Genomic DNA, 26,206 nt, shown 5'->3' with positions numbered 1-26,206 from the left:
TCGCGCACCGCCGAAACGGGTGACTGCGCGGTCAGCGCGCGGCCAGGGTGAAGCCCTCCCACGCCTGCCGTCGGTCGGCGTGCGGATCGTATTCGATGCGCGGGCGCCGGTCGAAGACCCGCACCGCGCGGTCGGCGCTGGTGTAGGCCGGCCAGTCCGAACCCGGGACCCCCGTCTCGGCGAACGCGCGCCAGCGGCGCTGGACGTCGTCGCTGACCCGCAGCGCGGTCCGGCGGTCGCCGGCGGCGGTGAGAAGTCTGCCGAAATTGCTCCGGTAGACATCGAAGACGGCCAGCAGTTCGGTGGCGTGGGTGGCCCCGAGACCCGACCAGCGCAGCGGACGCGGCGCATAGTCGTAGCGGTAGAGGTACGTGGGCGCGTGCCTGCTGTGCGCCTCGGCGATCTGCCACGCTGCCGACCCGAACGCGAAGTCGCCGCCGAACTGAACGCATGCCGCCTCGTTGGGATAACCCGGGTAGGCGGCGGTGATCCGCTCGCGCTCATCGGGAGCGACCTCGGCGAGCAGGCGTTCGATCATCGGCTCCGACATCGGCAACAGCTTGAGGAATCGGCCGAACAGGCGGGCCTCCTCGGCGTTGGTCCCGACGATGAGCGGTACGCGATGCGCGGTACCGGTGCGCATCGCCTCCAACGGGTCGACCGGCAGGTACTCGGTTCCGCTGGTGGGACCGGCGGCGAAGGCGCCGAGCATGTCGCGCTGCCCCTGCCGGACCAGTCGTTCGAAGGCCTTGACCAGGTCGGCGGGCCGCGCCGCCATCACCGCGGCGGCACCGTCGGCCTCCTCGGCGCCCAGCAGCGCGGCGAACCGGGTCGCGTACTGCTGCGCCACTTCCGGCGTGCGCACCATACCGGCCGCCGGGCTCTCCGAAATCGCCTGCGTGAACAGGTCTTTGGCTGCGGGCACGGCGAGAAGGGTGGCGACGGCGTGCGCGCCTGCGCTCTCACCGAAGATCGTCACGTTGTCCGGGTCGCCGCCGAACACCGCGACGTTGTCGCGCACCCAGCGCAGCGCCATCACCAGGTCACGCAGGTACAGGTTGTCGTCGAAGGTGTGCTTCCCGTCGGACAGCGAGGTCAGGTCGAGACACCCCAGCGCGCCGAGCCGGTAGTTCACCGAGATGTACACGCAGCCGTTGCGGGCCAGCGCCGCACCGTCGTAGATGGGTGTGGCCGAACTGCCCATGAAGTAGCCGCCGCCGTGGATGAACACCATCACCGGCAGCGCGGTTTCCGGCGGCCTCTTGGGCGCGACGACGTTGAGGGTCAGGCAGTCCTCGCTCATCGGCTGGTACTTGCCGGGCGCCAGGATGGTGTACATCCGCTGCTGGGGCGCGCAGTTGCCGTACCCGTGGCAGTACCGCACACCGCGCCACGGCTGCACCGGTTGCGGGGCGCGCAGCCGCAGCGGTCCCACCGGCGGACGCGCATACGGAATCCCTCGCCAGCGGTTCACGCCGTCGCGGGTGAATCCTTCGATGGTGCCCGAGGCGATCGTTGCGCGGACGGTGTGTTCGTGCATCACCCGACGGTAGCGAATGGCCTCCCGCCGCGCCTGGCCAGGGATTGCGTGTCGGCCCGTTAGCCTGGCCGGTATGCGAATGGCGGTGCTGATCGCGTCTGTGCTGGTGGCCGGGTGTTCCTCGACGACGGGCGGGCAACCGGAACGGATCGAGCCGATTCCGCCGTCCCCGTCGGCGAGCTCACCGTCGGCCACCACGACGGCGCCGAGCAGTCCCACACCCACCGCTGCGCCCGCGCCGGGCGCAGCGGTCGGTGACGTGCTGACCTGGATCGAGGCGGGTGCGCCCGCCGACACCGCGCAGTTCCACGAGGCCACCCGCGAGGGCGAGATCACCCAGCTCGGCGACGACGTCGCGTTCACCACCCCGTCCGGCAAGACCACCTGCATGACCGATGCGAGACGGGCCGAGGGCGCGTTGGCGTGCCTGGTGGGTCTGTTGGACCCGCCGCCGCGCCCGGCGGATGCCTACGGCGAGTGGAAGGGCGGCTGGGTCGACTACGACGGCACCAGTGTCGCGGTGGGGTCGGTGCACGGGGATCCGGGCCGGTTCACCGCCGGGCAGGGGCCCGAGCTGCCGTACGGGCAGCTGTTGTCGTTCGGCGATTACCGCTGCCGCTCCGACGCGGCCGGCCTGTTCTGCGGGAACTACGCGAACCGCTCGGCGGTGAAGTTCAGCGACGCCGGCATCGAGCCGTTCGGGTGTCTGCAGCCGGTCAGCGCGCCGCCGCAGATCGGCGAGATGTTCCGCTGCTGAGCTGCCTCTTCACGGCGGCCGCACGGCGTCGCGCGCCCGCGCCGGGTAGATCTGCGTCATGCCGACGGCGCCGACGATCACCACGACGGGGATGACCGCCTTGGTCCAGTGCACGGTCGAGGGGGCGGTCACCGCGACGTAGCCCAGCACCGCGATGAGCGCGAACACCAGCGCCCACATCAGGGTCAGCACCCGGTTGGTGCGTCGGAACGCGGCCTTCTCCCAGTCGTGGCGGGGCGCCGACCGCGGCGCGTACTGCTCGGTGAACGGCACGAACGCCAGCGAGGCCAGCGCCATCGCCGCCAGCGCCCCCGCCGACAGCGTGGTGGCGTAGGTGTCCATCCAGTCGCGGTCCTCGGCGCCGACGACCATGCCCGCGATCGTCACCGCGATGAAGAACCCGATGGTGACCAGGTCGAGCAGCCGCGGCCCGGCGAACCCCGCCGACACGCCGAGGATGATCGCGGCGAGCACCGCACACAGCGCGCCGAACATCCACGTGCTCGGCCCGTCCGCGACGATCCAGTAGATGATCCACGGCACGAACCCGATGAACGGACTGCGCTCGAACCATTCGTCCACGCCTGCCAGCTTGGTCGCTTCCGTCGCGAGCAGACGCGAAATGCCGCGAACTGCCCGCGGGGGAATCGGTCCTCGTCGCTCAGGCGATGCCCTTGTGCTTCAGCAGCGGCAGCACGCCCTCGGCGAACCAGTACGCCTCCTCCAAATGCGGATAGCCGGACAGGATGAACTCGTCGAAGCCGAGCGAGTGGTACTCGTGGATGAGGTTCGCGACCTCCTCGTGGCTGCCGACCAGCGCCGTGCCCGCCCCGCCGCGGACCAGCCCGACACCGGCCCACAGATTGGGGTAGATCTCCAGCTGGTCGAGCCGGCCGCCGTGCAGCGCGGTCATCCGCCGCTGCCCCTCTGATTCCGACTTGGCGTGCAGCGCGGTCGCTTTGGCGATCTGGTCGGCGCTGAGCCCGGCGAGCAGCTCGTCGGCGACCGCCCACGCGGCCTCCGAGCTGTCCCGGCTGATGGTGTGCAGCCGGATACCGAAGCGCACGGACCGGCCGCGGGCCTGGGCCAGTTTTCTGACCTGTTCGATCTTGGCCGCGGCGGCCGGCGGCGGCTCACCCCAGGTGAGGTAGACGTCGACGTGCTGCGCGGCGATCGTCAGCGCGGCCGGCGACGAACCGCCGAAGTAGATCTGCGGCAGCGGATCCGGCGGCGCCGACACCCGCGCGTCGGCCACCGTGTAGTGGTCGCCGCTGAAGTCCACCGATTCCTGGCGCCACACCGAGTTGACGATGTGCAGGAACTCGCCGGTGCGGGCGTACCGTTCGTCGTGCTCGAGCCAATCGCCGAAGCGCCGTTGTTCGAGGTCGTCACCGCCGGTGACGATGTTGAGCAGCACCCGGCCCTCGGAGAACCGCTGCAAGGTTGCGGCCTGCTGCGCGGCCAGCGTGGGCGGGGTCAGCCCGGGGCGGAACGCGACGAGGAACTTCAGCCGTTCGGTCTCGGCCAGCAGCGCCGACGCGGTCAACCATGCGTCTTCACACCACGTTCCGGTCGGCGTGAGCACACCTTCGTAGCCCAGCCGATCCGCCGCTCGGGCCACCTCGGCCAGGTAGCGGCGCGTCGGCGGGCGGTAGTTCGCGGGCACCGTCTGCTGCGACGAGGCATGCGACGACCCGACGATCGACCGGCTGTCGCCGCTGGTGGGCAGGAACCAGAAGAACTTTCCGGTGGGCACGAGACTCCTAACTGCGGTCGAGGTAGAGGGGCTTGAGCACGTCGGTGTAGCGGCGATCCACCCAGCGCGCGAAATCCGGTGCGGCAGCGATCTGTCCGGACTCGGCGAACAGGTCCGCCATGTCCTGCTCGGAGCCGATCAGCTCGTCGGACAGATCGGTGGGCAGCCGCAGACTGCGGCCCTGCGCCAGCGAGGCGACCTTCGGATCCAGGCCGACCTCCTCGCCGTAGCGTCGCGCCCACTGCTCGCGGTTGTCGTTGGCCCACCGCACCGCCTTGGCGTACCGCTGCAGCAGGTCGCTGAGCGCGGTGTTGCGTTTCGGGTCGGCCAGCGCGGCGTCGGAGGCAATTCCGAAGCCGGCGCCGTTGGTGACGCCGGTGGCGCGGGCGATGCTGCGCACCGGCAGCTCGTTTTCGGCCTGCGCGGTGTAGGGATCCCAGACCGCCCACACGTCGACGCGGTGCTGAGTGAACGCCGATAACGCGTCGGCTGGTTGCAGGAACACCAGCTTGACATCGGACGCCTGCAGCCCCGCCTTGTTCAGCTGGACCAACGTATGGCCGTGTGCCGAACTGCCTTTCGCGACGGCGATGCTCTTGCCGCGCAGGTCGGCGACGGACTGGATCGGTGAATCGGCGGGCACCAGGATCTGGTCGCCCTGCCCCCCGCCGTCGTAGGCCGAGACGACTTTGACCTTCGCGTTGGACGCGGCACCGAAGATCGGCGGAGTGTTGCCGGTGATCGCGAAATCGATCTTGCCCGCGGTGGCGGCCTCGATCTGCGGCGGTCCGGAGGTGAAGGTGGAGAAGCTGATCGCGTAGGGCGCCCCGTCGAGCGCACCGGACGCGCGCAGCAACGCCTCTGTCCCGCCCTTCTGGTCACCGACGTTGAGCGTGAGCCCGCTCAGCTCGGACAGCGGCACTTCGGCAGGCGCGTCGCGCGAATCCGCGGCGTCCTCCCGCGACACGCACCCGGTCAGCACCAGGCCCAGCAGCACCAGTACGGTGACGAATCTCGACATGCCAATCCCTCTCGCTTGCATGAATTTTCAGACCTGCACACCGAGCTGGTCGAGCAGCACGGCGCGGTTGCGTTCGGCTCCGATCGAGGTGCGCGGGTCGTCGATGTCCAGTGCGTGCGCGACGCGGCCGTCGTCGAGAACCAGGACCCGGTCGGCGAGCGCCACCGCCTCATCGACGTCATGGGTGACCAGCAGCACCCCGAAGCCGTGCTCGCGCCACAGGTCCAGCAGCAGGGTCCGCATACTCAACCGGGTCAATGCGTCCAGCGCGCCGAACGGCTCGTCGAGCAGCAGCAGTTGCGGTTCGGCGACCAACGCCCGGGCCAGCGAAACCCGTTGCGCCTGACCGCCCGACAGGGTCAGCGGCCAGGCACGCGCCCGGTCGGCGAGGCCGACGTCGGCGAGCGCGCGGTCGGCGCGGGCGCGCGCCTCCGTCTTGTCCAGCCGAATCCGGGTGAGGCCGTAGACGACGTTGGTGCGCACGTCGCGCCACGGGAACAACCGCGGTTCCTGGAACGCCAGCGCCGGCGCTCCCGCGACGCGACGCTCCCCCGTGTGGGCCTCCGACAGGCCGGCCAGCACCCGCAGCACCGTCGACTTGCCCGATCCGCTGCGGCCGATGAGTGCGACGATCTCGCCGCGGCCGATCCGGATCGACACGTCGTCGAGCACGTGATGCGTGCCGTACCACTTGTCGACGTGTCGCAGTTCGCCCGCGACGCTGAGTTCTCTTTCGGTGGTGATTGTCATGAGCGGTACCCCAATGCGCGTCGTTCCAGCACCCGCACGATCGCGTCGGTGCCGATGCCCAGCAGCGCGTAGACGACAAGACCGAAGATGATGATGTCGATGCGCAGGAAGTCGCGGGCGTTGTTGATCAGGAAGCCGATCCCGCTGTCGGCGTTGATCTGCTCGGCGACGATCAGCGTCAGCCAGGCGATCGCCAGGGACTGCCGAAGCCCGACGAGCACCTGGGGCGCCGCGCTGGGCACGATGATGCGCCAGAACCGCTGCCAGAACGAGAAGCCCAGCACCTGAGCGGCTTCGAAAAGCTTCGCGTCGACCTGCCGGATCGCCGAGAACGTGTTCAGGTACAGCGGAAAGCTCACACCCAGCGCGACGAGCAGCACCTTGGGCAGCTCGCCGATGCCGAACCACAGGATGAACAGCGGGATCAACCCGAGGTGCGGTAGTGCGCGGACCATCTGCATGGGCGGGTCGACGGTCGCTTCCAGCCAGCGGGACAGCCCGACCGCGGTGCCCAGGGCCACCCCGAGAACGCCACCGAGCAGCAGGCCCTCGAGGACTCGCACGCCGGACACCGTGAGCGCGTCGGCCAGTTGCCCATTGCGGATCAGCTCGACGCCCGCCTCGAGGATCAGCGATGGCGCGGGCAGCACGTCCTGCGGGATGAGCTTGACCGCGCTGCACAGCTGCCACACCAGCAGCAGCACGACGGGAGACGCCAGGCGGATCGCCGCCCACTTGCGCTGCCGCCAGCCGGCGGTCACGGGACGCACCGGTGCGATCGGTGCGGCCACTTCGGCGGGACTGGTCACGGTGAACCGACGCTACGCGCACCGCCCCCGCACCCGAAGGGTTTGATTCTCGGTGATGCAAAGAAGCAGCGGCACTGCCGGTGGTGTACGCAATCCGACAGTGCCGCTGGGGTTTTGAGGGTCAGCTCAACCGGAACGTGCCGGTTACCAGAGTGGGTGTGACGTCTTTGCCGTTGATCTTGGAACTCATCGCGCCGTTGGCCAACCGGGTGATCTGCTGGGCCTGTTGCAGTTGACGCTTGTTGCGCACCTCGTTGCGGAACTGCAGATCGCTGAGTTGCTGGAGCTCGGCCTGCTCGAAGTCGCGGCCGCTGATTCCGTTGAGTTGTACGCCGATCGCCGTGCCGTCCTCGCGCACCACCCAGGATGCGCGCACGCCGTCGAGTACGGCGGTGTACATGCCGGCTTCGCCGGACACCGGCGCGGCGGTGAACTGATACGCGACACCGTTCATGGTCAGGTCGCCCTCGACGTCGGTGCCGGCCAGTTCGGCGCTCAGCGTGTCGCGGAACCGGGACTTGAGGTCGATCTTGCCGTCGGTCTGCGTGCCGAAGAACCAGGCTTCGTCGTCGGTGCCGTTGCAGGCGTAGGCGGCGACCTCGCCGCCGTCGACCGAGATCCCGATCGTCATCGTCTTGCCGTCCGCCGACGTCATGTCGGCGACATAGCGGGCGGATTGCGGAAATGCGGGGGGTGTCGCCGGACTCGTCGTCGGCACCTCCGAGGTGGTGGACGTCGCCTCATTGGTGGTGCCGCTGGAGCAGGCGGCCAGGGTGCTCAGCGCGACCAACGCGCTGAACCCGACGAGCAGGCTGCGGAGGATTTTCTTCATGGGATCAGCATGGTTCGCGCGGACCGCCGGTACATGAAGTTTGTGTGGAGATTACGTGGAGATCTGCGCCGCCTCGCTCAGAAACGCGTCCAGCTCGGCGCGGAACACCTGCCAGGCCGGTTCGGTCCCGGTCAGCAGGTGGTTGTTGCTGTCCAGCGGCACCAACCGGGAGTCCGGGATCAGCGAAGCGAGTTCCTCACCGAACCGCATCGGAACCCGGTGGTCGTTGCGAGCGTGCATGATCAGCGTCGGGCACGACACCTGACGGGCCATCTCGCGCACATCGATGCGGCCGAACTCCTCGAGGAAGCGCACCGCGTTCTGCGGTGAGGTGGTGCGGCGTTGCAGTTGGTCGAAGGCAGCCCAGTCGGCACGGGTGCCGTCGGGCAGGAACTGAGCGGCGAACACCTGCCGGAACGCCGGGTCGTCGCGCCCCCAGCCCACCCTCGCGAGCTCGAGATCAAGTGCGGCGACCCGCTTTTCGTCATCGCTCGCGGCACGGACCGCCCGTCCGCGCGCGTAGGCGCCACACAGCACCAGGCGGCTGACCCGCTCGGGGTGACGGGCGGCGTATGCCACCGCGACGGCGCCGCCTTGCGACACGCCCAGAAGCGGGAAGCGTTGCAGGCCAAGCGCTTCGACGACTGACTCCAGATCGGCAACCCAGTCCTCGAAGCTGAATCCGCCGACGTCCCAGTCGGACAGACCGCAGCCGCGTTCGTCGTAGCGGATGTAGCGGTAGTGGTGCGACAGGTCGCGCACCCAGTGTTGCCAGACCGGACTCTCGATGTCGTAGCCGAGGTGGGTCATCCAGTTCGCCGCGCGCACCAGCGGCGGACCGTCGCCGGCCACCGCGTAGGCCAGCCGCACGTCGTCGGCGGCCCGGCAGAACGCGATGTGCTGGCGCACCGGCCCGGGTTCGGGGATCTCCACGGGTTCGGCGGGCGGAGTCACCGGCGGCAGCGCGCCCTCGGTCACGGTGCCGACGAACCGGTAGCCGCGCCCGCGCACCGTACGGATGTAGCGCTGCGATTCGCCGTCGTCGCCGAGTGCGCGGCGCACCGCCTTGATCCTGCTGGTCAGCGCCGCCTCACCGACGAACCGTCCGCCCCAGACCGAGTCGAACAACTCGGCCTTGGACACGCACCGGTGATGGTTGCTGATCAGGTGAGTGAGGACGTCGAACACCTGCGGCTCGACCCGGATGACGTCGCTGCCGCGGCGCAACTCGTAGCGGGCCGTATCGAGGACGAACGAGTCGAACCGCCACACCCGGGAGGCGATGGGCGGTTCTTCGGTGGACAGGATCACGGCGGTCCCCTCGTGATGTTGCTGGTCATCGTAACGACGAGCCAGCGTCCGCGAGGGTTCGACGACGCAAGAAAAAACCCACGAAACAGTGGTGAACGGGCTCAGCGCCAGCCGTCAGCGGCCTTGGCCGCCTGCATCAGCGCGTCGCACAGTTCGCGCAGTTCCTCGGGCGGGGCGCCTTCCTCGACCGCGGTCGCGACGTCTTCGGCGGCGCATCGCACCTGGTAGACGCGGTCGGACAGCTCGGAGGCCTCGTCGGCGCTGAGCACGACGGCGTCGGGCGCCAGCGCGGTGCCGCGGATCTGGGTGCGCTGCTCGTAGGCGCGCTGCCGGCACGATTGGCGGCAGTACTGGCGGCGGCGCCCCAGACCGACGTCGTCGACCTCGCGGCCGCACCAACGACAGGACTGGGGACGAAGACGACGTGCCACGGACGTGACTGTAAACCGAGGAGCCTGTCGATCCCGGTATCATGGAACGTCGAGTCGGGAACTTCGCTGCCTGCTGCCGCGTTGGTGATCCGGACGAATTTGCGCAGATCGAGGAGTGTTGACGATGGCTGATCGTGTCTTGAGGGGAAGTCGCCTCGGAGCCGTGAGCTACGAGACCGACCGTAACCACGACCTGGCGCCGCGTCAGGTTGCTCGCTACCGCACCGACAATGGTGAGGAATTCGACGTACCGTTCGCCGACGACGCGGAGATCCCCCACACCTGGCTGTGCCGCAACGGCATGGAAGGCACCCTGATCGAGGGTGACGCGCCGGAGCCGAAAAAGGTCAAGCCGCCGCGCACGCACTGGGACATGCTGCTGGAGCGCCGGTCGGTCGAGGAACTCGAGGAGCTGCTCAAGGAGCGCCTCGACATCATCAAGGCCCGCCGCCGCGGCAACTGACCGCTTTCAGCGGGTGACGCCGACTCCGCGGGCGCGGTCGATGCGCCCGCGGATTCCCCATTCGGCGACCTTGAACAGGGCTTCGCGGATGTTGGAACCGCTCATCTTCGATTGACCATGCTCGCGCTCGGTGAACGTGATCGGCACCTCGACGACCAGGAACCCGTTGTTGATCGAACGCCAGGTCAGGTCGATCTGAAAGCAGTAGCCCTTGGAGTCGACCGCGCCGAGGTCGATCTTCTCGAGCACTTCGCGGCGGTACGCGCGGTAGCCGGCGGTGATGTCGTGGATGCCCACCCCGAGCAGGATGCGCGAGTAACCGTTGGCGGTGCGGGACAGCACCATGCGCCGCCGCGGCCAGTTGCGCACCTCCCCGCCTGCCACGTAGCGCGAGCCGATCACCAGGTCTGCGCCTCCGTCGATCGCGTCGAGCAACCGGTAGAGCTGCTCGGGCGGATGGCTGCCGTCGGCGTCCATCTCCACCAGCACGGAGTACTCGCGGCCCAGGCCCCACTCGAAGCCGGCCAGGTAGGCCGCGCCCAGCCCGCCCTTGGCGCTGCGGTGCATGACGTGTACCCGGTCGGGGTCGGCCAGTGCCAGCTCGTCGGCCAGTTCGCCGGTGCCGTCGGGGCTGCCGTCGTCGACGATGAGGATGTGGACGTCCGGGCGCGCCTGCTGGACGCGCCGCACGATCAGCGGCAGGTTCTCCCGCTCGTTGTAGGTGGGGATGATGACCAGCGTGCGCTGGCTTGGGCGCTCCCCCGGGCCCGGGCCCGTCGTCATGTGGCTCCTCTGTCCTTGTTGTCGCCGCGCGCTCGGCGACGCACAAAGCCTCCATTGTGCAGTATTGCGGCGATCACACTGCCCAGACCGACAGCGATGAGTAGCCCCTCGATCAGCGGACCCCAGCGCGTCGCCACCGTGAGCTGCGTCTTCAGCCGGACCGCCTGGTCGAGGTAGGCGGGCTCGTAGAACGCGGTGCGGGCCAGTTCCCGCCCGTCGGGTGCGATGACCGCGCTGATGCCGGTGGTGCCGGCCACCACGACGTACCGGTCGTGCTCGACGGCCCGCAGCCGCGCGAACGCGAGCTGCTGTTCGCTCATCGCCTCGGTGAAGGTCGCGTTGTTCGACGGCACGGTCAGCAGTTGGGCGCCGTTGCGGACCGACTCGCGGGGGGCGCGGTCGAAGATGACCTCCCAGCACGTCGTCACGCCGACCGGCACCCCGGCGGCGTGCACCACACCGGTGCCGTCGCCGGGGACGAAGTAGCCGGCGCGGTCGGCGTACGGCGAGAAGTGCCGGAAGAAGCTGCGCCACGGCAGATACTCGCCGAACGGCTGGACGATCTGCTTGTCGTGGCGTTCGTCGGGCCCGGTGCCCGGATTCCACACGATCACCGAATTGGTCGACGCCGGATTGTCGCGATCGGCGCCCTCGGCCGCCACCACCCCACCGACGAGGATCGGCGCGCGGATCGCCGCCGCGGCGCCGGAGATCAGCTCGGCCGCGTCGCGGTTGGCCAGCGGATCGATGTCCGAGGAGTTCTCCGGCCACAACACGAACATCGGCTGCGGCGCGCGGCCCGCCCGCACGTCTTCGGCCAGCCGCATCGTCTCGCTGACGTGATTGTCGAGCACCTCGCGGCGCTGGGTGTTGAAGTCCAGCCCGAGCCGCGGCACGTTGCCCTGCACGACGGCCACCGTGATCGGCTGGTCATCACCGGCGCCGATGCCGGACTGGCGCACATGCGGCCACGTCAGCGCGGTGACCAGCAGCACCGCGGCGATGCACACGCCGGGGACGACGACGGCGGGCGGGGTGTCGTCGGCCTGCCGCTGCCACCACCGGATGACCTCGAATACGATTGCGCCAAGCGAGAATCCGATGAGCACCACGGCGAAGGACAGCAGCGGCGCACCGCCGAGCTGGGCGATCGAGCGCAGCGGGCTCTCGGTCTGCCCGTAGGCGACGACGCCCCACGGGAACCCGCCGAACGGCACCGTCGACTTGAGCCACTCCTGCAGCGCCCACAGGCCGGCGAACCACAGCGGCCAACCCGGCAGCCGGCGAACCGCCACCGCCGCCACGCCGAACAGCGCCGGGAACACCGCCTCGGCGAGCGCCAGCCCGATCCACGGGATGGGGCCGACGAACGCGCCCACCCACGGCAGCAGCGGTAGATAGAACGCCGCCCCGAACACGAAGCCGTAGCCGAATGCACCGCGCGCGGAGGTGTATTCGCGAGTCAGCACCCACCCGAGCAGGGCGAACGCCGGATAGGCCAGATACCACCAGCCGAACGGCGGGAAGCTCAGGCACAGCAGCACACCGGCGCCGATCGACACGCCCAGTTGCGGCAGCCGGTCGACCACCGCCTTACCGAATCGCTGTGTCCGAGAGGCTACTTCAACCATGGATGACGACACCCCGATGGACCGTCTGGCGGCACCGAGGCGACGGGCCGTCCAGCCGGGGCAGCGCCGGTACCCGCGAGCGTTGATCGGTCGACCAGCGCTGTACGGCGTCGGCGGGCGCGCTGACCTCCAGTTCGTCGGCCTCCCAGACGGCGTAGGACGCCGGCGCCCCCGGCACCAGCGTGCCGGTCACACCGTCGCGCACCCCGGCGGCGCGCCAGGCACCGCGGGTGAGCGCCCCGAACGCGGCCCGCGCCGACACCGCGCTGCCGTCGGTGCGGTGCTGCGTCGCCGCGCGCACCGTCGCCCAGGGATCCATCCCGGTGACCGGGCTGTCCGAGCCGAAGGCGAGGGGCACGCCTTGAGATGCTAACAGCGCGAACGGGTTCAACCGTCGGGCCCGATCGGCGCCGAGACGCTGGGCGTACATGCCGGAGTCGCCGCCCCACAGCGCGTCGAAGTTGGGTTGCATGCTGGCGATCACCCCCCAGGCGCCGAGTTTGCGTGCCTGCTCGTCGGTCACCATCTCGAGATGCTCGAGCCGGTGTCCGCACCGGGCGACCGCCGGTGCGCCGCAGGCGGCGACGACGGATTCGAGGGCATCGACGACGGCGGTGACGGCCGCGTCGCCGATGACGTGGAAGCCGGCCGTGATCCCCGCCTCGGTGCAGGCGCGCAGGTGCGCGGTGATCGCGTCGCGGTCCAGGTAGCTGTTGCCCGTCGATCCGGCGGAGCAGTCGGCGTAGGGCTCGTGCAGCCAGGCGGTGCGTGAGCCCAGCGCGCCGTCGACGAACAGGTCGCCGGCGAGTCCGCGCGCGCCGGTCCGGTCGATCAGCGCGCGGGCCTGCTCGGTCTCGGACACCGCCTCACCCCAGTAGCCGGTGATCTCGACGCCATGCGTGAGGGCGCGGATCTCGTCCCAGTCGTCGAGGCCGCCGATGTCGGGGCCCGCGCACTCGTGCACCGCGACGATGCCCAGCGCGGCCGCGGCGTTCAGGGCGGCCGACCGCGCGGCGGCGCGCTGCGCTGTGGTCAGCCGGGCCCTGGCGGCGGCGCGCACGGCGTGGTGTGCGTCGGCGGTGAGCGGCTGCTGCGGCGCGTAGCCGCCGGCGTCGGCGAGGTCGGGACAGAGTCGGCGCAGCGCGGAGGATGCCACGGCCGAGTGCACGTCGACCCGCGCCAGGTAGGCGGGCCGGTCGCCGACGGCAGCGTCGACGTCCGCGGTGCTGGGCGGGGTCCGGTCGGGCCAGGCGGACTCGTCCCAGCCGTGACCCCAGACCGGGCCGTCGGGGTGGACGCGGGCGAACTCGCCGAGTAGCTGCAGGCAGTGCTCGCGGGACCGCGCGGCCCGCAGGTCAAGCCCGGACAGTGTCAGGCCGGTCGCGGTCAGGTGGACGTGGCTGTCGACGAAGGAGGGGGCGACGAACGCGCCCTCGAGGTCGACGATCTGCGCATCGGGAAACTGGGCGCGACCGACGTCGTCGCTGCCGAGCCAGGCGATCACACCGTTCCGCACGGCGAGCGCGGTGGCGTCGGGCATGGACGGGCTGTGCACCCGCCCGTTGAGCAGAAGGGTCGTCACCTACGGGAGGTTCTCACGCCATTCGGGCTGCGTGGGACGGGGTGCCTGCTCGACGGCGGGCTGGTCCACCTCGACGACGTCGACGACTTCGCCGTCGATGTAGTCGGCGCGCCGGTTCGCAGCGCCCCAGCCCGCGACGCCGGTGGTGATCAGCGGCATCCGGCGGGCGGCCAGCGCGGTCACCAGGGGGCGGGCGGCGGCCCGGGTCGGCGGCAGCAGCAGCACCGCGCCGAGCACCGAACTGGCCAGTCCGGGGATGACGACGAGCACCGTGCCGAGCGCGACGAGCACGCTGTCGGCGGCGGCGCCCTGCACGGTCGAGGCGGTCAGGCCGGGACGTAACCGGGTCAGATGCCGCCTGACCTGCGATCCGGCCAGCGCGAGACCCACCAGGAACGTGCCGAGCACCAGCAGCAGCGTCCATCCGACGCCGATCGTGGCCGCCAGTGCCACCACGACCGCGATCTCGATGAGCACGTAGAGCCCGAACAGCCGCATCGCCATGTGCCGACAACGACCGGGAACCGCCGCCGGTTCCGTAGATTTGTCGACGTGACACAGATCAAGATCGACACCCCGGCCGGTCCCATCGACGCGCTGCTGGACCTGCCTGCCGGTGCCGGGCCGTGGCCGGCGATCGTGGTGGTGCACGACGCGTTCGGCTACGGACCGGACAAGGAGGCGACCTCGCGACGGATCGCCGATGCCGGCTACCTGGCGATCACACCGAACCTCTACGCGCGGGGCGGTCGGGTCCGCTGTATCACCCGGGTGTTCCGGGAGCTGCTGAGCAAGCGGGGCCGCGCGCTCGACGACGTGCTGGCGGCCCGCGACCACGTGCTGACCTTGCCGGAATGCACCGGCGCGGTCGGTATCGCGGGGTTCTGCATGGGCGGGCAGTTCGCGCTGGTGATGTCGCCGATGGGGTTCGGCGCGTCAGCACCGTTCTACGGCACGCCGCTGCCCCGCCCGCTGGAGGAGACGCTGGCCGGCGCCTGTCCGATCGTCGCCAGCTTCGGCCGGCGCGATCCGATCGGCAAGGGCGCCGCAGACGCGTTACGGAAGATGGTGCAGGACAACGGGATTCCCGCGGACATCAAGGAGTATCCGGACGTCGGGCACAGCTTCGCGAACAAGCTGCCCGCGCAGCCGCTGCTGCGGATCACCGGGTTCGGTTACCACGAGGACGTCACGAACGACGCGTGGCGGCGCGTCTTCGCGTTCTTCGACGAGCATCTGGCGGCTACGCCGCGGGCTTGATCTCCAGCCCGATGTGCACCTTGTCGATGCCGCCCCGCAGCAGGGCCTGCGGGATCCACCACCAGGCGTGCCACCAGTAGCGCCGGGTGACCTTGTCGAAGACGCGGCGGGTGTCCCCCTTGGGCAGGACCCGCCCGACCGCTTCGACGGGTTCGCCCTTCGGTTTGCCCAGCGCCGTGGACTTCTGGATGGTCACCCGCGGCGTGTTGTTGATCCGTTTGGTCTTCCACGACCCGTCGTCGGTGATGACCAGCAGCTTGTCACCTTCGGGTGCGCCCCAGATCGGCGTCGGCTTGGGCCGGCCGTCCTTGGTGAAGGTGGTCAGCAGAATGTATTTCGAGTTCGCTACATCGGCAAAGGTATCCGGCACGGTCACCCCGCTTTGATCTGGATGGTCACGTTGTTCTTCATTCCCCCGCGAAGCTTGGAGAAAACGTTGAACGTCTTGCCCACCAGCCCGTAGCGCTTGCCGATCGCGTCGTAGGTGGCGGCGTTGGCCGACTTGTCGAGGATCGTCGCGACGGCCTCCGCCGCTTCACCCTTGGGGTTGCCGCGCCGGTCGCACGGCGCGATCGTCACGCGTGCGGTGTTGCGGATGCGCTTGACCTTCCAGGACTTCTCTTGGGTGATGACCACCAGCGCGTCGCCGGCGGGCGCTGCCCACACGGCGGTCGGCTTGGGCCTGCCGTCCTTGGTGAACGTGGTCAGCAGGATGTACTCGGATTTCGCGACATCGGCGAAGGTGGCAGCCACGCCCACCAAAGTACTGATCGTGTTCACTCTGCGCCCACGGCGCGAAATCTCGAGTGCCCAGCGCCTTCACCGCAGGGTCAACGCCGCTAGGAACCGTCAGCCTTCGAGGTCGCCCTCGGTTTCGAGGAGCACCTGGCGCAGGCCGTCGATCGTGGCGCGGTCGGGGGCCGCCCACATGCCGCGCTCGGCGGCCTCGAGCAGCCGCTCGGCCATGCCGTGCAGCGCCCACGGGTTGGACTCGGCCATGAACTTGCGGTTCTCGTCGTCGAGCACGTACTCCGCCGACAGCCGCTCATACATCCAGTCGGCCATCACGCCGGCGGTCGCGTCGTAACCGAACAGGTAGTCGACGGTGGCGGCCATCTCGAACGCGCCCTTGTACCCGTGCCTGCGCATCGCGTTGATCCAGCGGGGGTTGACCACGCGTGCGCGGAAGACCCGGGTGGTCTCCTCGGACAGCGTGCGGGTACGCACGGCGTCGGGGCGGGTGTTGTCGCCGATGTAGGCGACCGGGTCCTTGCCGGTCAGCGCGCGCACGGTGGCGATCATGCCGCCGTGGTACTGGAAGTAGTCGTCGGAGTCGGCGATGTCGTGTTCGCGGGTGTCGGTGTTCTTGGCCGCCACCACGATCCGCCGGTACTGGCGGTTCATGTCGTCGGCGGCCGGCGCGCCGTCGAGGCCGCGGCCGTAGGCGAAGCCGCCCCAGGCGGTGTACACCTCGGCGAGGTCGGCGTCGTCGCGCCAGTTGCGGCTGTCGATCAGCTGCAGCAGCCCCGCGCCGTAGGTTCCCGGCTTGGAGCCGAAAATACGTGTGGTGGAGCGCCGTTGGTCGCCGTGCTCGGCGAGGTCGGCCTGCGCGTGGGCACGCACGTAGTTGTCCTCGTCGGCTTCGTCGAGGCCGGCGACGAGCGCGACGGCGTCGTCGAGCATGGTGACGACGTGCGGGAACGCGTCCCGGAAGAAGCCGGAGATGCGCACGGTGACGTCGATGCGCGGGCGGCCCAGATCCGCCAGGTCGATCGCTTCGAGGTTCACGACGCGACGCGACGCGTCGTCCCAGACCGGGCGCACGCCCAGCAGTGCGAGCACTTCGGCGATGTCGTCGCCCGCGGTGCGCATCGCCGAGGTTCCCCACACCGACAGCCCGACCGAGCGGGGCCAGTCACCGTGGTCCTGCCGGTACCGGGCCAGCAGCGAATCCGCCATCGCCACACCGGTTTCCCACGCCAGCCGCGACGGCACCGCCTTGGGGTCGACCGAGTAGAAGTTGCGCCCGGTGGGCAGCACGTTGACCAGTCCGCGCAGCGGTGAACCCGAGGGGCCCGCGGCGATGAAGCGCCCGTCGAGCGCGCGCAGGATCTGGGGTATCTCGTTGGCGGTGCCCGCCAGTCGCGGCACCACCTCGGCGGCGGCGAACCGCAGCACAGCGGCGACGTCGGGGTTGTCGGTGAGCGAGTCGACTGTCGCCGGGTCCCAGCCTGAATCCTGCAGGGCGGCAACCAGTTTCCGCGCCTGCTCCTCGGCAGCGTCGACGGCGGTGCGTTCGTCGTGGCCGTCTTCGGCCAGCCCGAGTGCCTGCCGCAGCCCCGGCACCGTGTGTTCACCGCCGAAGAGCTGGCGGGCCCGCAGCACCGCCAGCACCAGGTCGAGTTCGTCCTCGCCGGACGGGGTCTGACCGAGGATGTGCAGGCCGTCGCGGATCTGGACGTCCTTGATCTCACACAGCCAGCCGTCGACGTGCAACAGCATGTCGTCGAACGAATCCTCTTCCGGCCGTTCCTCCAGCCCGAGGTCGTGGTCCATCTTGGCTGCGCGCATCAGCGTCCAGATCTGCTGGCGGATGGCGGGCAGCTTGCCGGGGTCGAGCGCGGAGACGTTGGCGTGTTCGTCGAGCAGCTGCTCCAGCCGCGCGATGTCGCCGTAACTTTCGGCGCGGGCCATCGGCGGGATCAGGTGGTCGACCAGGGTGGCGTGCGCGCGCCGCTTGGCCTGCGTTCCTTCACCGGGGTCGTTGACGAGGAACGGGTAGATCAGCGGCAGATTGCCCAGCGCGGCATCGGATCCGCAGGCCGCCGACATGCCCAGGGTCTTGCCCGGCAGCCACTCGAGGTTGCCGTGCTTACCGAGGTGCACGACGGCGTCCGCACCGAACTGGTGCTCGATCCACCGGTAGGCGGCCAGGTAGTGGTGGCTCGGCGGGAGGTCGGGGTCGTGATAGATGGCGACGGGGTTCTCCCCGAAACCGCGCGGCGGCTGGACCATCAGCACGACGTTGCCCGCGTGCAGGGCGGCGATGACGATCTCGCCCCCGGGATCGGCGCTGCGGTCGACGAACAACTCCCCCGGCGGCGGGCCCCAGTGTTCGACGATCGCGTCGGTCAGTTCGGCGGGCAGGGTGGCGAACCAAGCGCGATAGTCGTTGGCGGACACCCGGATCGGATTGCCTTCGAGCTGTCCGTCGGTGAGCCAGTCGGGGTCCTGACCGCCGCGTTCGATCAAGGCGTGGATCAGCGCGTCACCGTCGCCGGCTTCCAGGCCCGGGATGTCGTCGATCCGGTAGCCGTGCTCGCGCATCGCGCGCAGGAGCGCGATCGCGCTCGCCGGGGTGTCGAGTCCGACCGCGTTGCCGATGCGCGCGTGCTTGGTCGGATAGGCCGAGAACACCACGGCGACACGCTTGTCCGCGGCGGGTATCGAGCGCAGCCGCGCATGCCGCACGGCCAGCCCGGCGACGCGCGCGCAGCGTTCGGCGTCGGCGACGTAGGAGATCAGTCCCTCGTCGTCGATCTCCTTGAACGAGAACGGCACCGTGATGATCCGGCCGTCGAACTCGGGCACGGCCACCTGGGTCGCGACGTCGAGCGGCGAGAGCCCGTCGTCGTTGTTCTGCCACTGCGACTTCGAACTGGTCAGGCACAACCCCTGCAGGATCGGGATGTCGAGCGCCGCCAGATGCGCAACGTTCCAGGTGTCGTCGTCGCCGCCGGCCGTCACGGTCGCCGGGGTGGCGCCGCCCGCGGCGAGCACGGTGGTGATCAGCGCGTCGGCCGTGCCGAGGAGTTCCAGCAGCTCGGCGTCGGCGGTGCGCAGCGACGCACAGAACACGGGAAGCGCTCGGCCACCGGCGTTTTCGATCGCGTCGCACAGCGCGTCGACGTAGGCGGTGTTGCCCGCGAGGTGCTGGGCGCGGTAGTACAGCACCGCGACGGTCGGGCCGTCGCCGTGCCCGTCGCGCGGCACCACGCCCCAGGTCGGTGTGCTCTCGGGCGGGGCGAAGCCGAACCCGGTCATCAGCAGGGTGTCGCAAAGGAAGGCGTGCAGGTGCCGCAGATTCTCGACGCCGCCCTGCGCGAGGTAGACGTGTGCCTGCAGCGCGACACCGGCGGGTGTGGTCGAGTGGCCCATCAGTTCGGCGTCGGGTGACTGCTCGCCGCTGACGACAACGGCCGGCACCCCGCTGGCCACAACCTCGTCGATGCCGTCCTGCCACGCGCGGTAGCCGCCCAGGATGCGGACCACGACGACGTCGGCGTCACGCAGCAAGTCGGCGAGTTCGCCGTCGACGAGCCGCGACGGGTTGGCCCACCGGTACCGGGCGCCGCTGGAGCGCGCGGTGATCAGATCGGTGTCCGACGTCGACAGCAGCAGGACGGTCGGGTCGGTCACGGGTCCGTCAGAGGGGTGAGCCACCCACCATTACTACCCCACGCCCGGGGCCGCGCTAGCGGCGGTTCCAGCGTCCGTAAGTGCTCTGCGGGTACGGCAGTCCCAGCGCTGCGATGAGCACGACCAGAAGAGCCCCGAAAACGATCAGTTCGAACATCGTCGTTCCTTCCTGACATCGCTTACTACACACGCGTGCAGTAACCGGGAACTTACGACGTCAACGGGCGTTTGAGACCGACTTGTGTGGCACGGATCACTAGGTGCTCGGATGTGACGACCATCACGCTTGAGCGGGTTGTACGTCGAAATCGGACGGCTCGGGCGAAGCCAACAACCGTCGATGGCGAGCGGGCTCCCACGGGAAGAGCTCGGGCACCCCGTGCTTGTCGAGGTACCAGCTGTTGCATCCGGTGGTCCAAACTGTCTGGGGCATAGCAGATTTCATCTGCTCGTTGTATTCCTTGGTGGCGGTTTCCGTCGGGGACGCGGCATCGATGGCGCCGTCGCGGATGCGCTCGATCCACCACATCGCGTAGTCGGCCTGGTTTTCGGCGATGATCACCAACGATTGTTGTCCGATCGGAGAGTGCGGACCCATCAGCATGAACATGTTCGGGAAGCCCGGCACCGCGACCGATCGATAGGCCTGCGGCCCATCCGTCCACGCTTCGTCCAACGAGACGCCGTTCTCCCCGATGATCTCCATCGGACGCGCGTATGCGTGCGCGTCGAAACCGGTGGCGATCACCAGGAGATCCACCTCGTGCAGGGTGCCGTCGGCGGTGACGACGCCGGTGGGTGCGATGTGATCGATCGGGTCGACGACGACGTCGACGCCCGGCTTCTGCACCGACTGGTAATAGTGTCCGGCCGCGATGATGCGCTTGCACATGGCCTGATAGTCGGGTGTCAACTTGCGCCGCAGTCGTGGGTCGCGGACCGAGAAGTTGAGGTTCCACCGGCACATCGCCGATACCAGCCGGCGACGAAGTCCGGGCCGAACCATCGCTTTGGCGAAGAAGTTCTCGTACACGGTCTGCCAGAAGCGGTAGCCGAGCCGACTCAACACCGGCACACGCCGGAGCGCGGCCTTCGTGATCGGTGAATACCGCGGATTGGGGAACGGGAAGACCCACTGGGCGGTGCGTTGAAAAATCGTGAGCCCGCGGACTTTTCCGCCCAGTTCCGCGGTGATCTGAACACCCGTCGATCCGGTGCCGATCAATCCGATCCGCTTGTCCTGCAACGATACCGAGTGGTCCCAGCGAGACGAGTGGAACATCGGGCCGGCGAATTCGTTCAGCCCGGGGATGTCGGGATACCGCGGCACCCGAAGGATGCCGGTCGCGGTGATGAGCACGTCGAACGGTTCGGATCCGCCGGCGGTGCTGATCCACCACTTGCCCTCGCGGAACACCGCCGATGTCACCGGCGTGCCGAACCTGATGTGGGTGCGGATGCCGCGCTCCGTGGCGATTTGCGTGAAGTACGACTGGACCTCGTTGCCCGGCGGGAGCAGTCGGGACCACTCCGGGTTGGACCGGAAGGTGTACGAGTAGAACCGCGACGGCACGTCGCAATGCAATCCGGGGTAGGTGTTGTCCCGCCACGTGCCACCGACCTCGTCGGCTTGTTCGAAGATGGTGAAGGTCTCGATGCCTGCGTCCTGCATTTTGGCCGCCATGCACAGGCCCGACATTCCGGCGCCGACGATCGCGACCTTCACCGCACGTTTCTCTGCCACCGGCCCCCTTCGGCTATCGGAAGGGTACGCCCGAACGAAGCCGTCGATAGCCGAATCGCAACTACTGCGCCGTGACGAAACCCTGCGCGACCATCCAGTCGCGGGCCACCACGCTGGGGTCACGCCCTTCGACGTCGACCTGCTTGTTGAGCTCGATGATCGCGTCGTTGGTCAGCGCGGCCGTGACCGGGGCGGTCACTTCGGCGATCTGCGGATGTGCCTCGAAGAAGGCACGTTTCATCGTGACCGACGGGTTGTAGTGCGCGAAGAACTGCTTGTCGTCGGTGAGCACGACGAGGTCGAGCGCCGCGATGCGTCCGTCGGTGGTGAACACCTCGCCGAAGTCGCACTGCGTCGCGTCGGCGGTGGCCTGGTAGATGATCCCGACCTGCAGCACCGGCGTCTGCGCCCGCGCGGGGTCGAAACCGTACGCCGCCGCCATCCCCGGGTAACCGTCCTGGCGCGCACGGAATTCGGTGTCGACGCACGTGCGGGCGGCGGCCGGGTTGGTCTTGACCAGTTCGGCATAGTCCGACAGCGTGCGCACCCCGGTGCGCTCGACCACCGCGCGACTGGCGGCCAGCGCGTAGGTGTCGTCCATCGGGCCGGGCTCCAGCCACACCATGTCGTTGCGCGCCAGGTCCTCGTCGCGCACCGCGTCGAATTGCGCACGGCTGTCGGGGATCGGCTTCTCGTGGCCGAGGTAGTTGATCCACGCGTTGCCGGTGAACTCGTAGGCGACGTCGACCTGGCCCGACAGCTGCGCCTCGCGGGTGCTGCGCGATCCGACGATGCCGGTCAGGTCGCGCACGTCGGCACCGGCCGCCGACAGCGTGTACTCGAGGATGTAGCCGAGGATCACCTGCTCGGTGTACTCCTTGGAGCCCACCGTGATTCGCACGCCTTCGAGACCGGGATTCGGCGTGATCGAGCCGGGGCCCACGTTCAACGGGACGGTGCTGCCCGCGCCGAGCCCGCACCCGGTCAGCGTCAGCACGCAGGCCAGCGCGACGGCGATCAGCCGGCGGTTCATCGCAGGCCCTTGGGGTTGAGGTAGAACTCGGCGAGCCCGCCGAGCCAGTCGACGAGCAGCGCCAGACACACCGCCAGCACGCTGCCCAGGATCAGCGTCACGTTGTCCTGCAGCTTGTAGCCGGTGTCGATGAGGATGCCCAGCCCGCCGGCGTTCACCAGGAACGACAGGGTCGCGGTGCCCACCGCCAGCACCAGCGAGGTACGCAACCCGGCCAGGATGTAGGGAATCGCCAGCGGCATCTCGACGCGGGTGAGCACCGAGCGGTGCGACATGCCCTGACCGAGGCCGGCGTCCACCAGCGAGCGGTCCACCTGGTTGATGCCCAGGATCGTGCTGGCCAGCACCGGCAGCAGCGAGTACAGCGCGATGGGCAGCACGCCGATCCAGAACCCCGTCTTGCCGGTCCACAGGAACAGCAGCACCAGCAGGCCGATGGCGGGCGCGGCCTGACCGATGTTGGCCACCCCCATGAACAGCGGCCGCAACAGCTTGGCGCCCGGCCGGGTGACGAGCACGCCGAGCGGCACCCCGATGGCCAGCACGATCGCGGTGACCGCGATCGTGATCAGCAGGTGCTGCCAGATCAGCGCGGCGATGTTCGCGGGGTTGATGTTCTCCTGCTGGGTGGCGGTCAAGTCGCGGTTGAACGCCCAGAAGATGACCGCGGCCGCGACGACCAGCACCAGCACCGGCTGGATGAGCAGCCGGCGGCGTTCGCCCGGGTTGGTCCGGGCGCTCTGGGCGGTGTCGGCGACAGCGGTCACGGTTGCCCGTCCGTGCTCGCTTCCGCGGATGCCCGCAGCCAGGTGATGGTGTCGATCAGGGTGTCGAGCGTGACGACGCCTTCATAGCGGCTGCCCGGCCCGGCCACGACGGCCGAGGCGTGTTGTTCGGCCAGGATCGCCTCGAGCGCATCCTCCAGCGTCGACTGGGTGCTCACCACGTCGAGCGACTCGGTCGCCTCGGCCAGCGACGCGGCCTGCGCGAGCTTGCTCTCCCGCACCCAGCTGACGGGCCGGTCGCGGCTGTCGAGCACGACCACCCAGTCGAACTCACTGCCCGCCAACACTTTTCGGACGTCGTCGAGCGAATCCGTCTCGTGCACGGACGGATGCGGCCGCAACTCGACGTCCTTGATGCGCATCAGGCCGAGCTGGCGCAGCGACGCGCCCGATCCGACGAAGCCGGCCACGGTGTCGTCGGCGGGGCTCGCGAGGATGTTTTGCGGGGTGTCGTACTGGAGCACCTTGGACTGCTGGCCGAGCACGGTGATGCGGTCGCCGAGTTTGACCGCCTCGCCGAAGTCGTGGGTGACGAACACGATCGTCTTGCGCAGTTCACTTTGCAGCCGCAGCAGTTCGTCCTGCAGCGTGCTGCGGGTGATCGGGTCGACCGCGCCGAACGGTTCGTCCATCAGCAGCACCGGCGGGTCGGCGGCCAGCGCGCGGGCCACGCCGACGCGCTGCTGCTGACCGCCGGACAGCTGCCGCGGATACCGGTCCGCGTACTGCGCGGGCTCGAGCCCGACCATGTCGAGCAGTTCGTCCACGCGGTCGGCGATGCGCTTGCGGTCCCAGCGCAGCAGGCCGGGCACCAGGCCCACGTTCTGCCGGATCGTCATGTGCGGGAACAGCCCCGCCTGCTGGATGGAGTAGCCGATCGAGCGGCGCAGATCCGTCGGGCGGATCGACAGCGCGTCGCTCTCGCCGATCATGATCTTGCCCGACGTCGGCTCCGAGAGCCGGTTGATCATCCGCATCATCGTCGTCTTGCCGCACCCGGACGGCCCGACGAACACCACGATCTCGCCGGCGGGGATGTCGAGCGACACGTCGTCGACCGCGGGCCGCTCAGATCCCGGGTAGACCTTCGAGACGTGGTCCAGCACGATCCGCACGCCGGTGCCGTCGCGCGTCTCTTCCTCGAGTTGCGTTGTCATCGAATACCTTTCGAGGTGGTGAGTCGGCCGACGAGCACGAGTACCGCGTCGAGCGCGAGCGCGAGGATGACGATCAGCAGGGTGCCGGCCAACGCCATCGGCACCGCCGTCGGGCTGCCGACGCGGGCCAGGCCCGTGAAGATGAGGTTGCCCAGCCCCGGGCCTTTGACATAGGCGGCGATCGCCAGCACGCCCATCGACATCTGCGTGCTGATCCGCATCGCGGACAGGATCGACGGCCACACCAGCCGCAGCTCGACGCGGGCCAGGGTGTCGAGCCGGCTCATCCCGATGCCTCGCGCGGCGTCGGTGAGCGCGGGATCCACCGCGGTGAGCCCGACGATCGTGTTGCGCACGATCGGCAGCAGCGAGTACAGCACCAGCGCGGTGACGCTGGGCACCACCCCCAAACCGAACAGCGGGATGAGCAAACCGAGCAGGGCGAACGCCGGCACCGTCAGGATCACGCTGGACGTCGAGGTCGCCAGGTTGGCAGCCAACGGGTTGCGGTACGTCGCCACCCCGATCAGCACCCCGATCACCGTCGCGATCAGCACACTTTGCACGACCGCGCTGACGTGCTGGTAGGAGTCGAAAGCCAGCTGCGCCTGGTGGGCGGTGATGTACTCCCACAGTGCCCGCACGGCGCTGCTCTACCCGATCATGATCGGATTGAAACCCCGGCATTCGATTCCTGGTGAGTCAAAGACTGGTCGGCGGGCGCCGCGACGAGGAACCTTGCAGCCTGTTCAACGGTTCTTTTGGAGGTTCACGTGCCCACATCTCTTCGGGTGGTCAAGCTCGGCGCGCGCATCGGCGCCCGGATCGACGGTGTCGACCTGGCCGCCGGCGTCGACCCGCACACCGCGTCGCAGATCAACGCCGCGCTGCTCGAGCACAAGGTGGTCTTCTTCCGCGACCAGCACGACCTCGACGACGACGGCCAGCTCGCGTTCGCGCAGGCGCTCGGCACCCCGACGACCGCGCACCCGACCGTCACCTCGCGCGGCAGGCAGTTCCTGCCGATCGACTCGCGGTTCGACAAGGCCAACAGCTGGCACACCGACGTGACGTTCGTCGACCGGATCCCCAAGGCGTCGATCCTGCGGGCCATCGCCCTGCCGCCCTACGGCGGCACCACCACGTGGGCCAACACCGAGACCGCCTACGAGCAGCTTCCGCCGCCGCTGCGCGCTCTGGTCGAGAACCTGTGGGCGGTGCACACCAACCAGTACGACTACGCGACGCTGCACGACGAGCCGGGCGCCACACCGACCGACGAGCAGCGCGCCTACCGCGACGAGTTCGTCTCCGACTACTACGAGACCGAACACCCGGTGGTGCGTGTGCACCCCGAGACCGGCAAGCGGGTGCTGCTGCTGGGCCACTTCATCAAGCGGTTCGTCGGGCTGGGCGCGACGGAGTCAGCGACCCTGTTCAACCTGCTGCAGGCGCGGGTCACCAAGCTGGAGAACACGATTCGGTGGAGCTGGCAGCTCGGCGATGTCGCCCTGTGGGACAACCGCGCCACCCAGCACTACGCCGTCGCCGACTACGACGACCAGTACCGCCGACTCAACCGCATCACCCTGGCCGGTGACATTCCCGTCGACATCCACGGCAGGCACAGCCGGCCGATCGTCGGTGACGCGTCGACATACTCCGAGGTGGTGACCCCGATCGCGCTCGCCAGCTGATCAGAGCCGGTCCATCTCCCGCGACATCAGCGCGTTCTCCAGGTAGCTCAGCCGCTTTGGGTACTGCCTTCGGGCCGGTTCGCGGGACACGTCGAACAGTCCCCGCACCGTCGTCAGCGCCGCCGTCACCGACGCCGTCCACTGCCGCGCCGGTGTGCGGCCGAGGGCCGGGGCCGAACCGAACAGCACCTGCTGTTCGGTGATCACGACGCGTTCTTCGACGGTGGGAACCACCGCAGCGGGTGCGGGCCTTTCAGCGGGTGTCTGGGTCGCGGTCATTTCGGTCGTGTCGGTCATGGCAATCTCCCACCGTGCTCACCCGGGCATTCCGGGCTTGAGCCCGAAATTACGACCGCAGCGGAATGGACACACGCGTAAGGCACTACCTGTCTTCGCCCGCGCACTACGCAGCTGACCGGCGCCTGCGGGCCGGTACCGTGAGCTG

General features: G+C 69.2%; 26 protein-coding genes. 4 read left to right on the top strand and 22 right to left on the bottom strand.

Annotated elements, in window-relative coordinates:
- Positions 1-31: 31 nt before the first annotated feature.
- The gene (locus tag BLW81_RS18965) at positions 32-1,540 is read right to left on the bottom strand and encodes a carboxylesterase/lipase family protein (protein WP_083408508.1); all 1,509 of its coding nucleotides are present in this window, start codon (positions 1,538-1,540) and stop codon (positions 32-34) included.
- A gap of 73 nt (positions 1,541-1,613) precedes the next feature.
- Here BLW81_RS18965 and BLW81_RS18960 point away from each other — a divergent pair, with 73 nt between their 5' ends.
- A complete protein-coding gene (locus tag BLW81_RS18960; RefSeq protein WP_083408507.1) occupies positions 1,614-2,297 on the top strand; it encodes a hypothetical protein in 684 nt (227 codons plus the stop codon).
- 9 nt (positions 2,298-2,306) lie between these two features.
- Here the strand turns inward: BLW81_RS18960 and BLW81_RS18955 are convergent, their stop codons facing one another.
- The 8 genes from BLW81_RS18955 to BLW81_RS18920 all read right to left on the bottom strand — a co-directional run bounded on the left by BLW81_RS18955 (position 2,307) and on the right by BLW81_RS18920 (position 9,207).
- A complete protein-coding gene (locus BLW81_RS18955; protein ID WP_173839647.1) occupies positions 2,307-2,879 on the bottom strand; it encodes a hypothetical protein in 573 nt (190 codons plus the stop codon).
- 79 nt (positions 2,880-2,958) lie between these two features.
- Positions 2,959-4,053 carry an LLM class flavin-dependent oxidoreductase gene (locus BLW81_RS18950; protein ID WP_083408505.1) on the bottom strand — a complete coding sequence of 365 codons (1,095 nt, stop codon included), beginning with the start codon at positions 4,051-4,053 and terminating at the stop codon, positions 2,959-2,961.
- 7 nt (positions 4,054-4,060) lie between these two features.
- Positions 4,061-5,074: an ABC transporter substrate-binding protein gene (locus BLW81_RS18945; protein ID WP_083408504.1), complete on the bottom strand. Its 1,014-nt coding sequence runs from the start codon at positions 5,072-5,074 to the stop codon at positions 4,061-4,063.
- 27 nt (positions 5,075-5,101) lie between these two features.
- A complete protein-coding gene (locus BLW81_RS18940) occupies positions 5,102-5,824 on the bottom strand; it encodes an ABC transporter ATP-binding protein (protein ID WP_083408503.1) in 723 nt (240 codons plus the stop codon).
- Positions 5,821-6,594, bottom strand: coding sequence for an ABC transporter permease (locus tag BLW81_RS18935; protein WP_407662350.1), 774 nt, complete (start codon positions 6,592-6,594; stop codon positions 5,821-5,823). The genes BLW81_RS18940 and BLW81_RS18935 overlap by 4 nt, the downstream gene beginning before the upstream one ends.
- Before the next feature lie 160 nt (positions 6,595-6,754).
- A complete protein-coding gene (locus tag BLW81_RS18930) occupies positions 6,755-7,465 on the bottom strand; it encodes a hypothetical protein (RefSeq protein WP_083408501.1) in 711 nt (236 codons plus the stop codon).
- Between the two features lie 51 nt (positions 7,466-7,516).
- Complete coding sequence (locus BLW81_RS18925; protein ID WP_083410655.1) at positions 7,517-8,773, bottom strand: alpha/beta hydrolase; 1,257 nt, start codon at positions 8,771-8,773, stop codon at positions 7,517-7,519.
- Positions 8,774-8,877: 104 nt separating this feature from the next.
- Entirely contained in the window at positions 8,878-9,207 is a 330-nt protein-coding gene (locus tag BLW81_RS18920; protein ID WP_083408500.1) for a hypothetical protein, read from the bottom strand.
- A 124-nt stretch (positions 9,208-9,331) separates the two neighbouring features.
- On the opposite strand from BLW81_RS18920, the gene rbpA reads away from it, so the two are divergent.
- On the top strand, positions 9,332-9,670 hold the full coding sequence (rbpA, locus tag BLW81_RS18915; protein WP_069413427.1) for an RNA polymerase-binding protein RbpA: 339 nt from the start codon (positions 9,332-9,334) through the stop codon (positions 9,668-9,670).
- A 6-nt stretch (positions 9,671-9,676) separates the two neighbouring features.
- Here the strand turns inward: rbpA and BLW81_RS18910 are convergent, their stop codons facing one another.
- From BLW81_RS18910 to BLW81_RS18895, 4 genes are read right to left on the bottom strand one after another with little or no spacing between them, the layout of a single operon-like run.
- Positions 9,677-10,453, bottom strand: coding sequence for a polyprenol monophosphomannose synthase (locus BLW81_RS18910; RefSeq protein ID WP_083408499.1), 777 nt, complete (start codon positions 10,451-10,453; stop codon positions 9,677-9,679).
- The gene (gene lnt, locus BLW81_RS18905) at positions 10,450-12,084 is read right to left on the bottom strand and encodes an apolipoprotein N-acyltransferase (RefSeq protein WP_083408498.1); all 1,635 of its coding nucleotides are present in this window, start codon (positions 12,082-12,084) and stop codon (positions 10,450-10,452) included. Before lnt ends, BLW81_RS18910 begins: the two co-directional genes overlap by 4 nt.
- Positions 12,077-13,666 carry an amidohydrolase gene (locus BLW81_RS18900; RefSeq protein WP_083408497.1) on the bottom strand — a complete coding sequence of 530 codons (1,590 nt, stop codon included), beginning with the start codon at positions 13,664-13,666 and terminating at the stop codon, positions 12,077-12,079. Before BLW81_RS18900 ends, lnt begins: the two co-directional genes overlap by 8 nt.
- On the bottom strand, positions 13,667-14,170 hold the full coding sequence (locus BLW81_RS18895; protein WP_083408496.1) for an FxsA family protein: 504 nt from the start codon (positions 14,168-14,170) through the stop codon (positions 13,667-13,669).
- A gap of 48 nt (positions 14,171-14,218) precedes the next feature.
- Between BLW81_RS18895 and BLW81_RS18890 the strand changes: the two genes are divergently transcribed.
- Positions 14,219-14,926, top strand: a complete 708-nt coding sequence (locus tag BLW81_RS18890) for a dienelactone hydrolase family protein (protein WP_083408495.1) — start codon at positions 14,219-14,221, stop codon at positions 14,924-14,926.
- On the opposite strand, the gene BLW81_RS18885 is transcribed toward BLW81_RS18890, so the two are convergent.
- From BLW81_RS18885 to BLW81_RS18850, 8 genes are all read right to left on the bottom strand, one after another.
- The gene (locus tag BLW81_RS18885) at positions 14,910-15,296 is read right to left on the bottom strand and encodes a PPOX class F420-dependent oxidoreductase (protein ID WP_083410654.1); all 387 of its coding nucleotides are present in this window, start codon (positions 15,294-15,296) and stop codon (positions 14,910-14,912) included. The two genes, BLW81_RS18890 and BLW81_RS18885, sit on opposite strands and share 17 nt — an antisense overlap.
- A 2-nt stretch (positions 15,297-15,298) precedes the next feature.
- On the bottom strand, positions 15,299-15,679 hold the full coding sequence (locus BLW81_RS18880) for a PPOX class F420-dependent oxidoreductase (protein WP_083408494.1): 381 nt from the start codon (positions 15,677-15,679) through the stop codon (positions 15,299-15,301).
- A gap of 96 nt (positions 15,680-15,775) precedes the next feature.
- Positions 15,776-19,345, bottom strand: a complete 3,570-nt coding sequence (gene cobN, locus BLW81_RS18875; RefSeq protein ID WP_235632037.1) for a cobaltochelatase subunit CobN — start codon at positions 19,343-19,345, stop codon at positions 15,776-15,778.
- A gap of 280 nt (positions 19,346-19,625) precedes the next feature.
- Positions 19,626-21,089 (bottom strand): flavin-containing monooxygenase, encoded by a 1,464-nt coding sequence (locus BLW81_RS18870; protein WP_083408492.1) that lies wholly within the window; start codon positions 21,087-21,089, stop codon positions 19,626-19,628.
- Positions 21,090-21,150: 61 nt separating this feature from the next.
- Positions 21,151-22,122, bottom strand: coding sequence for a glycine betaine ABC transporter substrate-binding protein (locus tag BLW81_RS18865; RefSeq protein WP_083408491.1), 972 nt, complete (start codon positions 22,120-22,122; stop codon positions 21,151-21,153).
- The gene (locus tag BLW81_RS18860; RefSeq protein ID WP_083408490.1) at positions 22,119-22,889 is read right to left on the bottom strand and encodes an ABC transporter permease; all 771 of its coding nucleotides are present in this window, start codon (positions 22,887-22,889) and stop codon (positions 22,119-22,121) included. The genes BLW81_RS18865 and BLW81_RS18860 overlap by 4 nt, the downstream gene beginning before the upstream one ends.
- Positions 22,886-24,064 carry an ABC transporter ATP-binding protein gene (locus BLW81_RS18855; RefSeq protein WP_083408489.1) on the bottom strand — a complete coding sequence of 393 codons (1,179 nt, stop codon included), beginning with the start codon at positions 24,062-24,064 and terminating at the stop codon, positions 22,886-22,888. Before BLW81_RS18855 ends, BLW81_RS18860 begins: the two co-directional genes overlap by 4 nt.
- Complete coding sequence (locus tag BLW81_RS18850) at positions 24,061-24,708, bottom strand: ABC transporter permease (RefSeq protein ID WP_083408488.1); 648 nt, start codon at positions 24,706-24,708, stop codon at positions 24,061-24,063. The genes BLW81_RS18855 and BLW81_RS18850 overlap by 4 nt, the downstream gene beginning before the upstream one ends.
- 129 nt (positions 24,709-24,837) lie before the next feature.
- Here BLW81_RS18850 and BLW81_RS18845 point away from each other — a divergent pair, with 129 nt between their 5' ends.
- Positions 24,838-25,761, top strand: a complete 924-nt coding sequence (locus tag BLW81_RS18845) for a TauD/TfdA dioxygenase family protein (protein WP_083408487.1) — start codon at positions 24,838-24,840, stop codon at positions 25,759-25,761.
- On the opposite strand, the gene BLW81_RS18840 is transcribed toward BLW81_RS18845, so the two are convergent.
- On the bottom strand, positions 25,762-26,058 hold the full coding sequence (locus tag BLW81_RS18840) for a hypothetical protein (RefSeq protein WP_083408486.1): 297 nt from the start codon (positions 26,056-26,058) through the stop codon (positions 25,762-25,764).
- Positions 26,059-26,206: the final 148 nt, after the last annotated feature.

The organism is Mycolicibacterium rutilum (assembly GCF_900108565.1).
In the GTDB taxonomy this organism is placed as follows: Bacteria; Actinomycetota; Actinomycetes; order Mycobacteriales; family Mycobacteriaceae; genus Mycobacterium; species Mycobacterium rutilum.
The sequence above is the reverse complement of the archived record's forward strand: the minus strand, read 5'-3'. Positions and strand labels throughout refer to the sequence as shown.

Excerpts from the sequence above, each read along its gene's own strand:
- BLW81_RS18965 (WP_083408508.1), bottom strand. The coding sequence starts at position 1,540 with ATGCACGAACACACCGTCCGCGCAACGATCGCCTCGGGCACCATCGAA.
- BLW81_RS18960 (WP_083408507.1), top strand. The coding sequence starts at position 1,614 with ATGCGAATGGCGGTGCTGATCGCGTCTGTGCTGGTGGCCGGGTGTTCC.
- BLW81_RS18945 (WP_083408504.1), bottom strand. The coding sequence starts at position 5,074 with ATGTCGAGATTCGTCACCGTACTGGTGCTGCTGGGCCTGGTGCTGACC.
- BLW81_RS18940 (WP_083408503.1), bottom strand. The coding sequence starts at position 5,824 with ATGACAATCACCACCGAAAGAGAACTCAGCGTCGCGGGCGAACTGCGA.
- BLW81_RS18930 (WP_083408501.1), bottom strand. The coding sequence starts at position 7,465 with ATGAAGAAAATCCTCCGCAGCCTGCTCGTCGGGTTCAGCGCGTTGGTC.
- rbpA (WP_069413427.1), top strand. The coding sequence starts at position 9,332 with ATGGCTGATCGTGTCTTGAGGGGAAGTCGCCTCGGAGCCGTGAGCTAC.
- BLW81_RS18910 (WP_083408499.1), bottom strand. The coding sequence starts at position 10,453 with ATGACGACGGGCCCGGGCCCGGGGGAGCGCCCAAGCCAGCGCACGCTG.
- lnt (WP_083408498.1), bottom strand. The coding sequence starts at position 12,084 with ATGGTTGAAGTAGCCTCTCGGACACAGCGATTCGGTAAGGCGGTGGTC.
- BLW81_RS18895 (WP_083408496.1), bottom strand. The coding sequence starts at position 14,170 with ATGGCGATGCGGCTGTTCGGGCTCTACGTGCTCATCGAGATCGCGGTC.
- BLW81_RS18865 (WP_083408491.1), bottom strand. The coding sequence starts at position 22,122 with ATGAACCGCCGGCTGATCGCCGTCGCGCTGGCCTGCGTGCTGACGCTG.
- BLW81_RS18855 (WP_083408489.1), bottom strand. The coding sequence starts at position 24,064 with ATGACAACGCAACTCGAGGAAGAGACGCGCGACGGCACCGGCGTGCGG.
- BLW81_RS18840 (WP_083408486.1), bottom strand. The coding sequence starts at position 26,058 with ATGACCGACACGACCGAAATGACCGCGACCCAGACACCCGCTGAAAGG.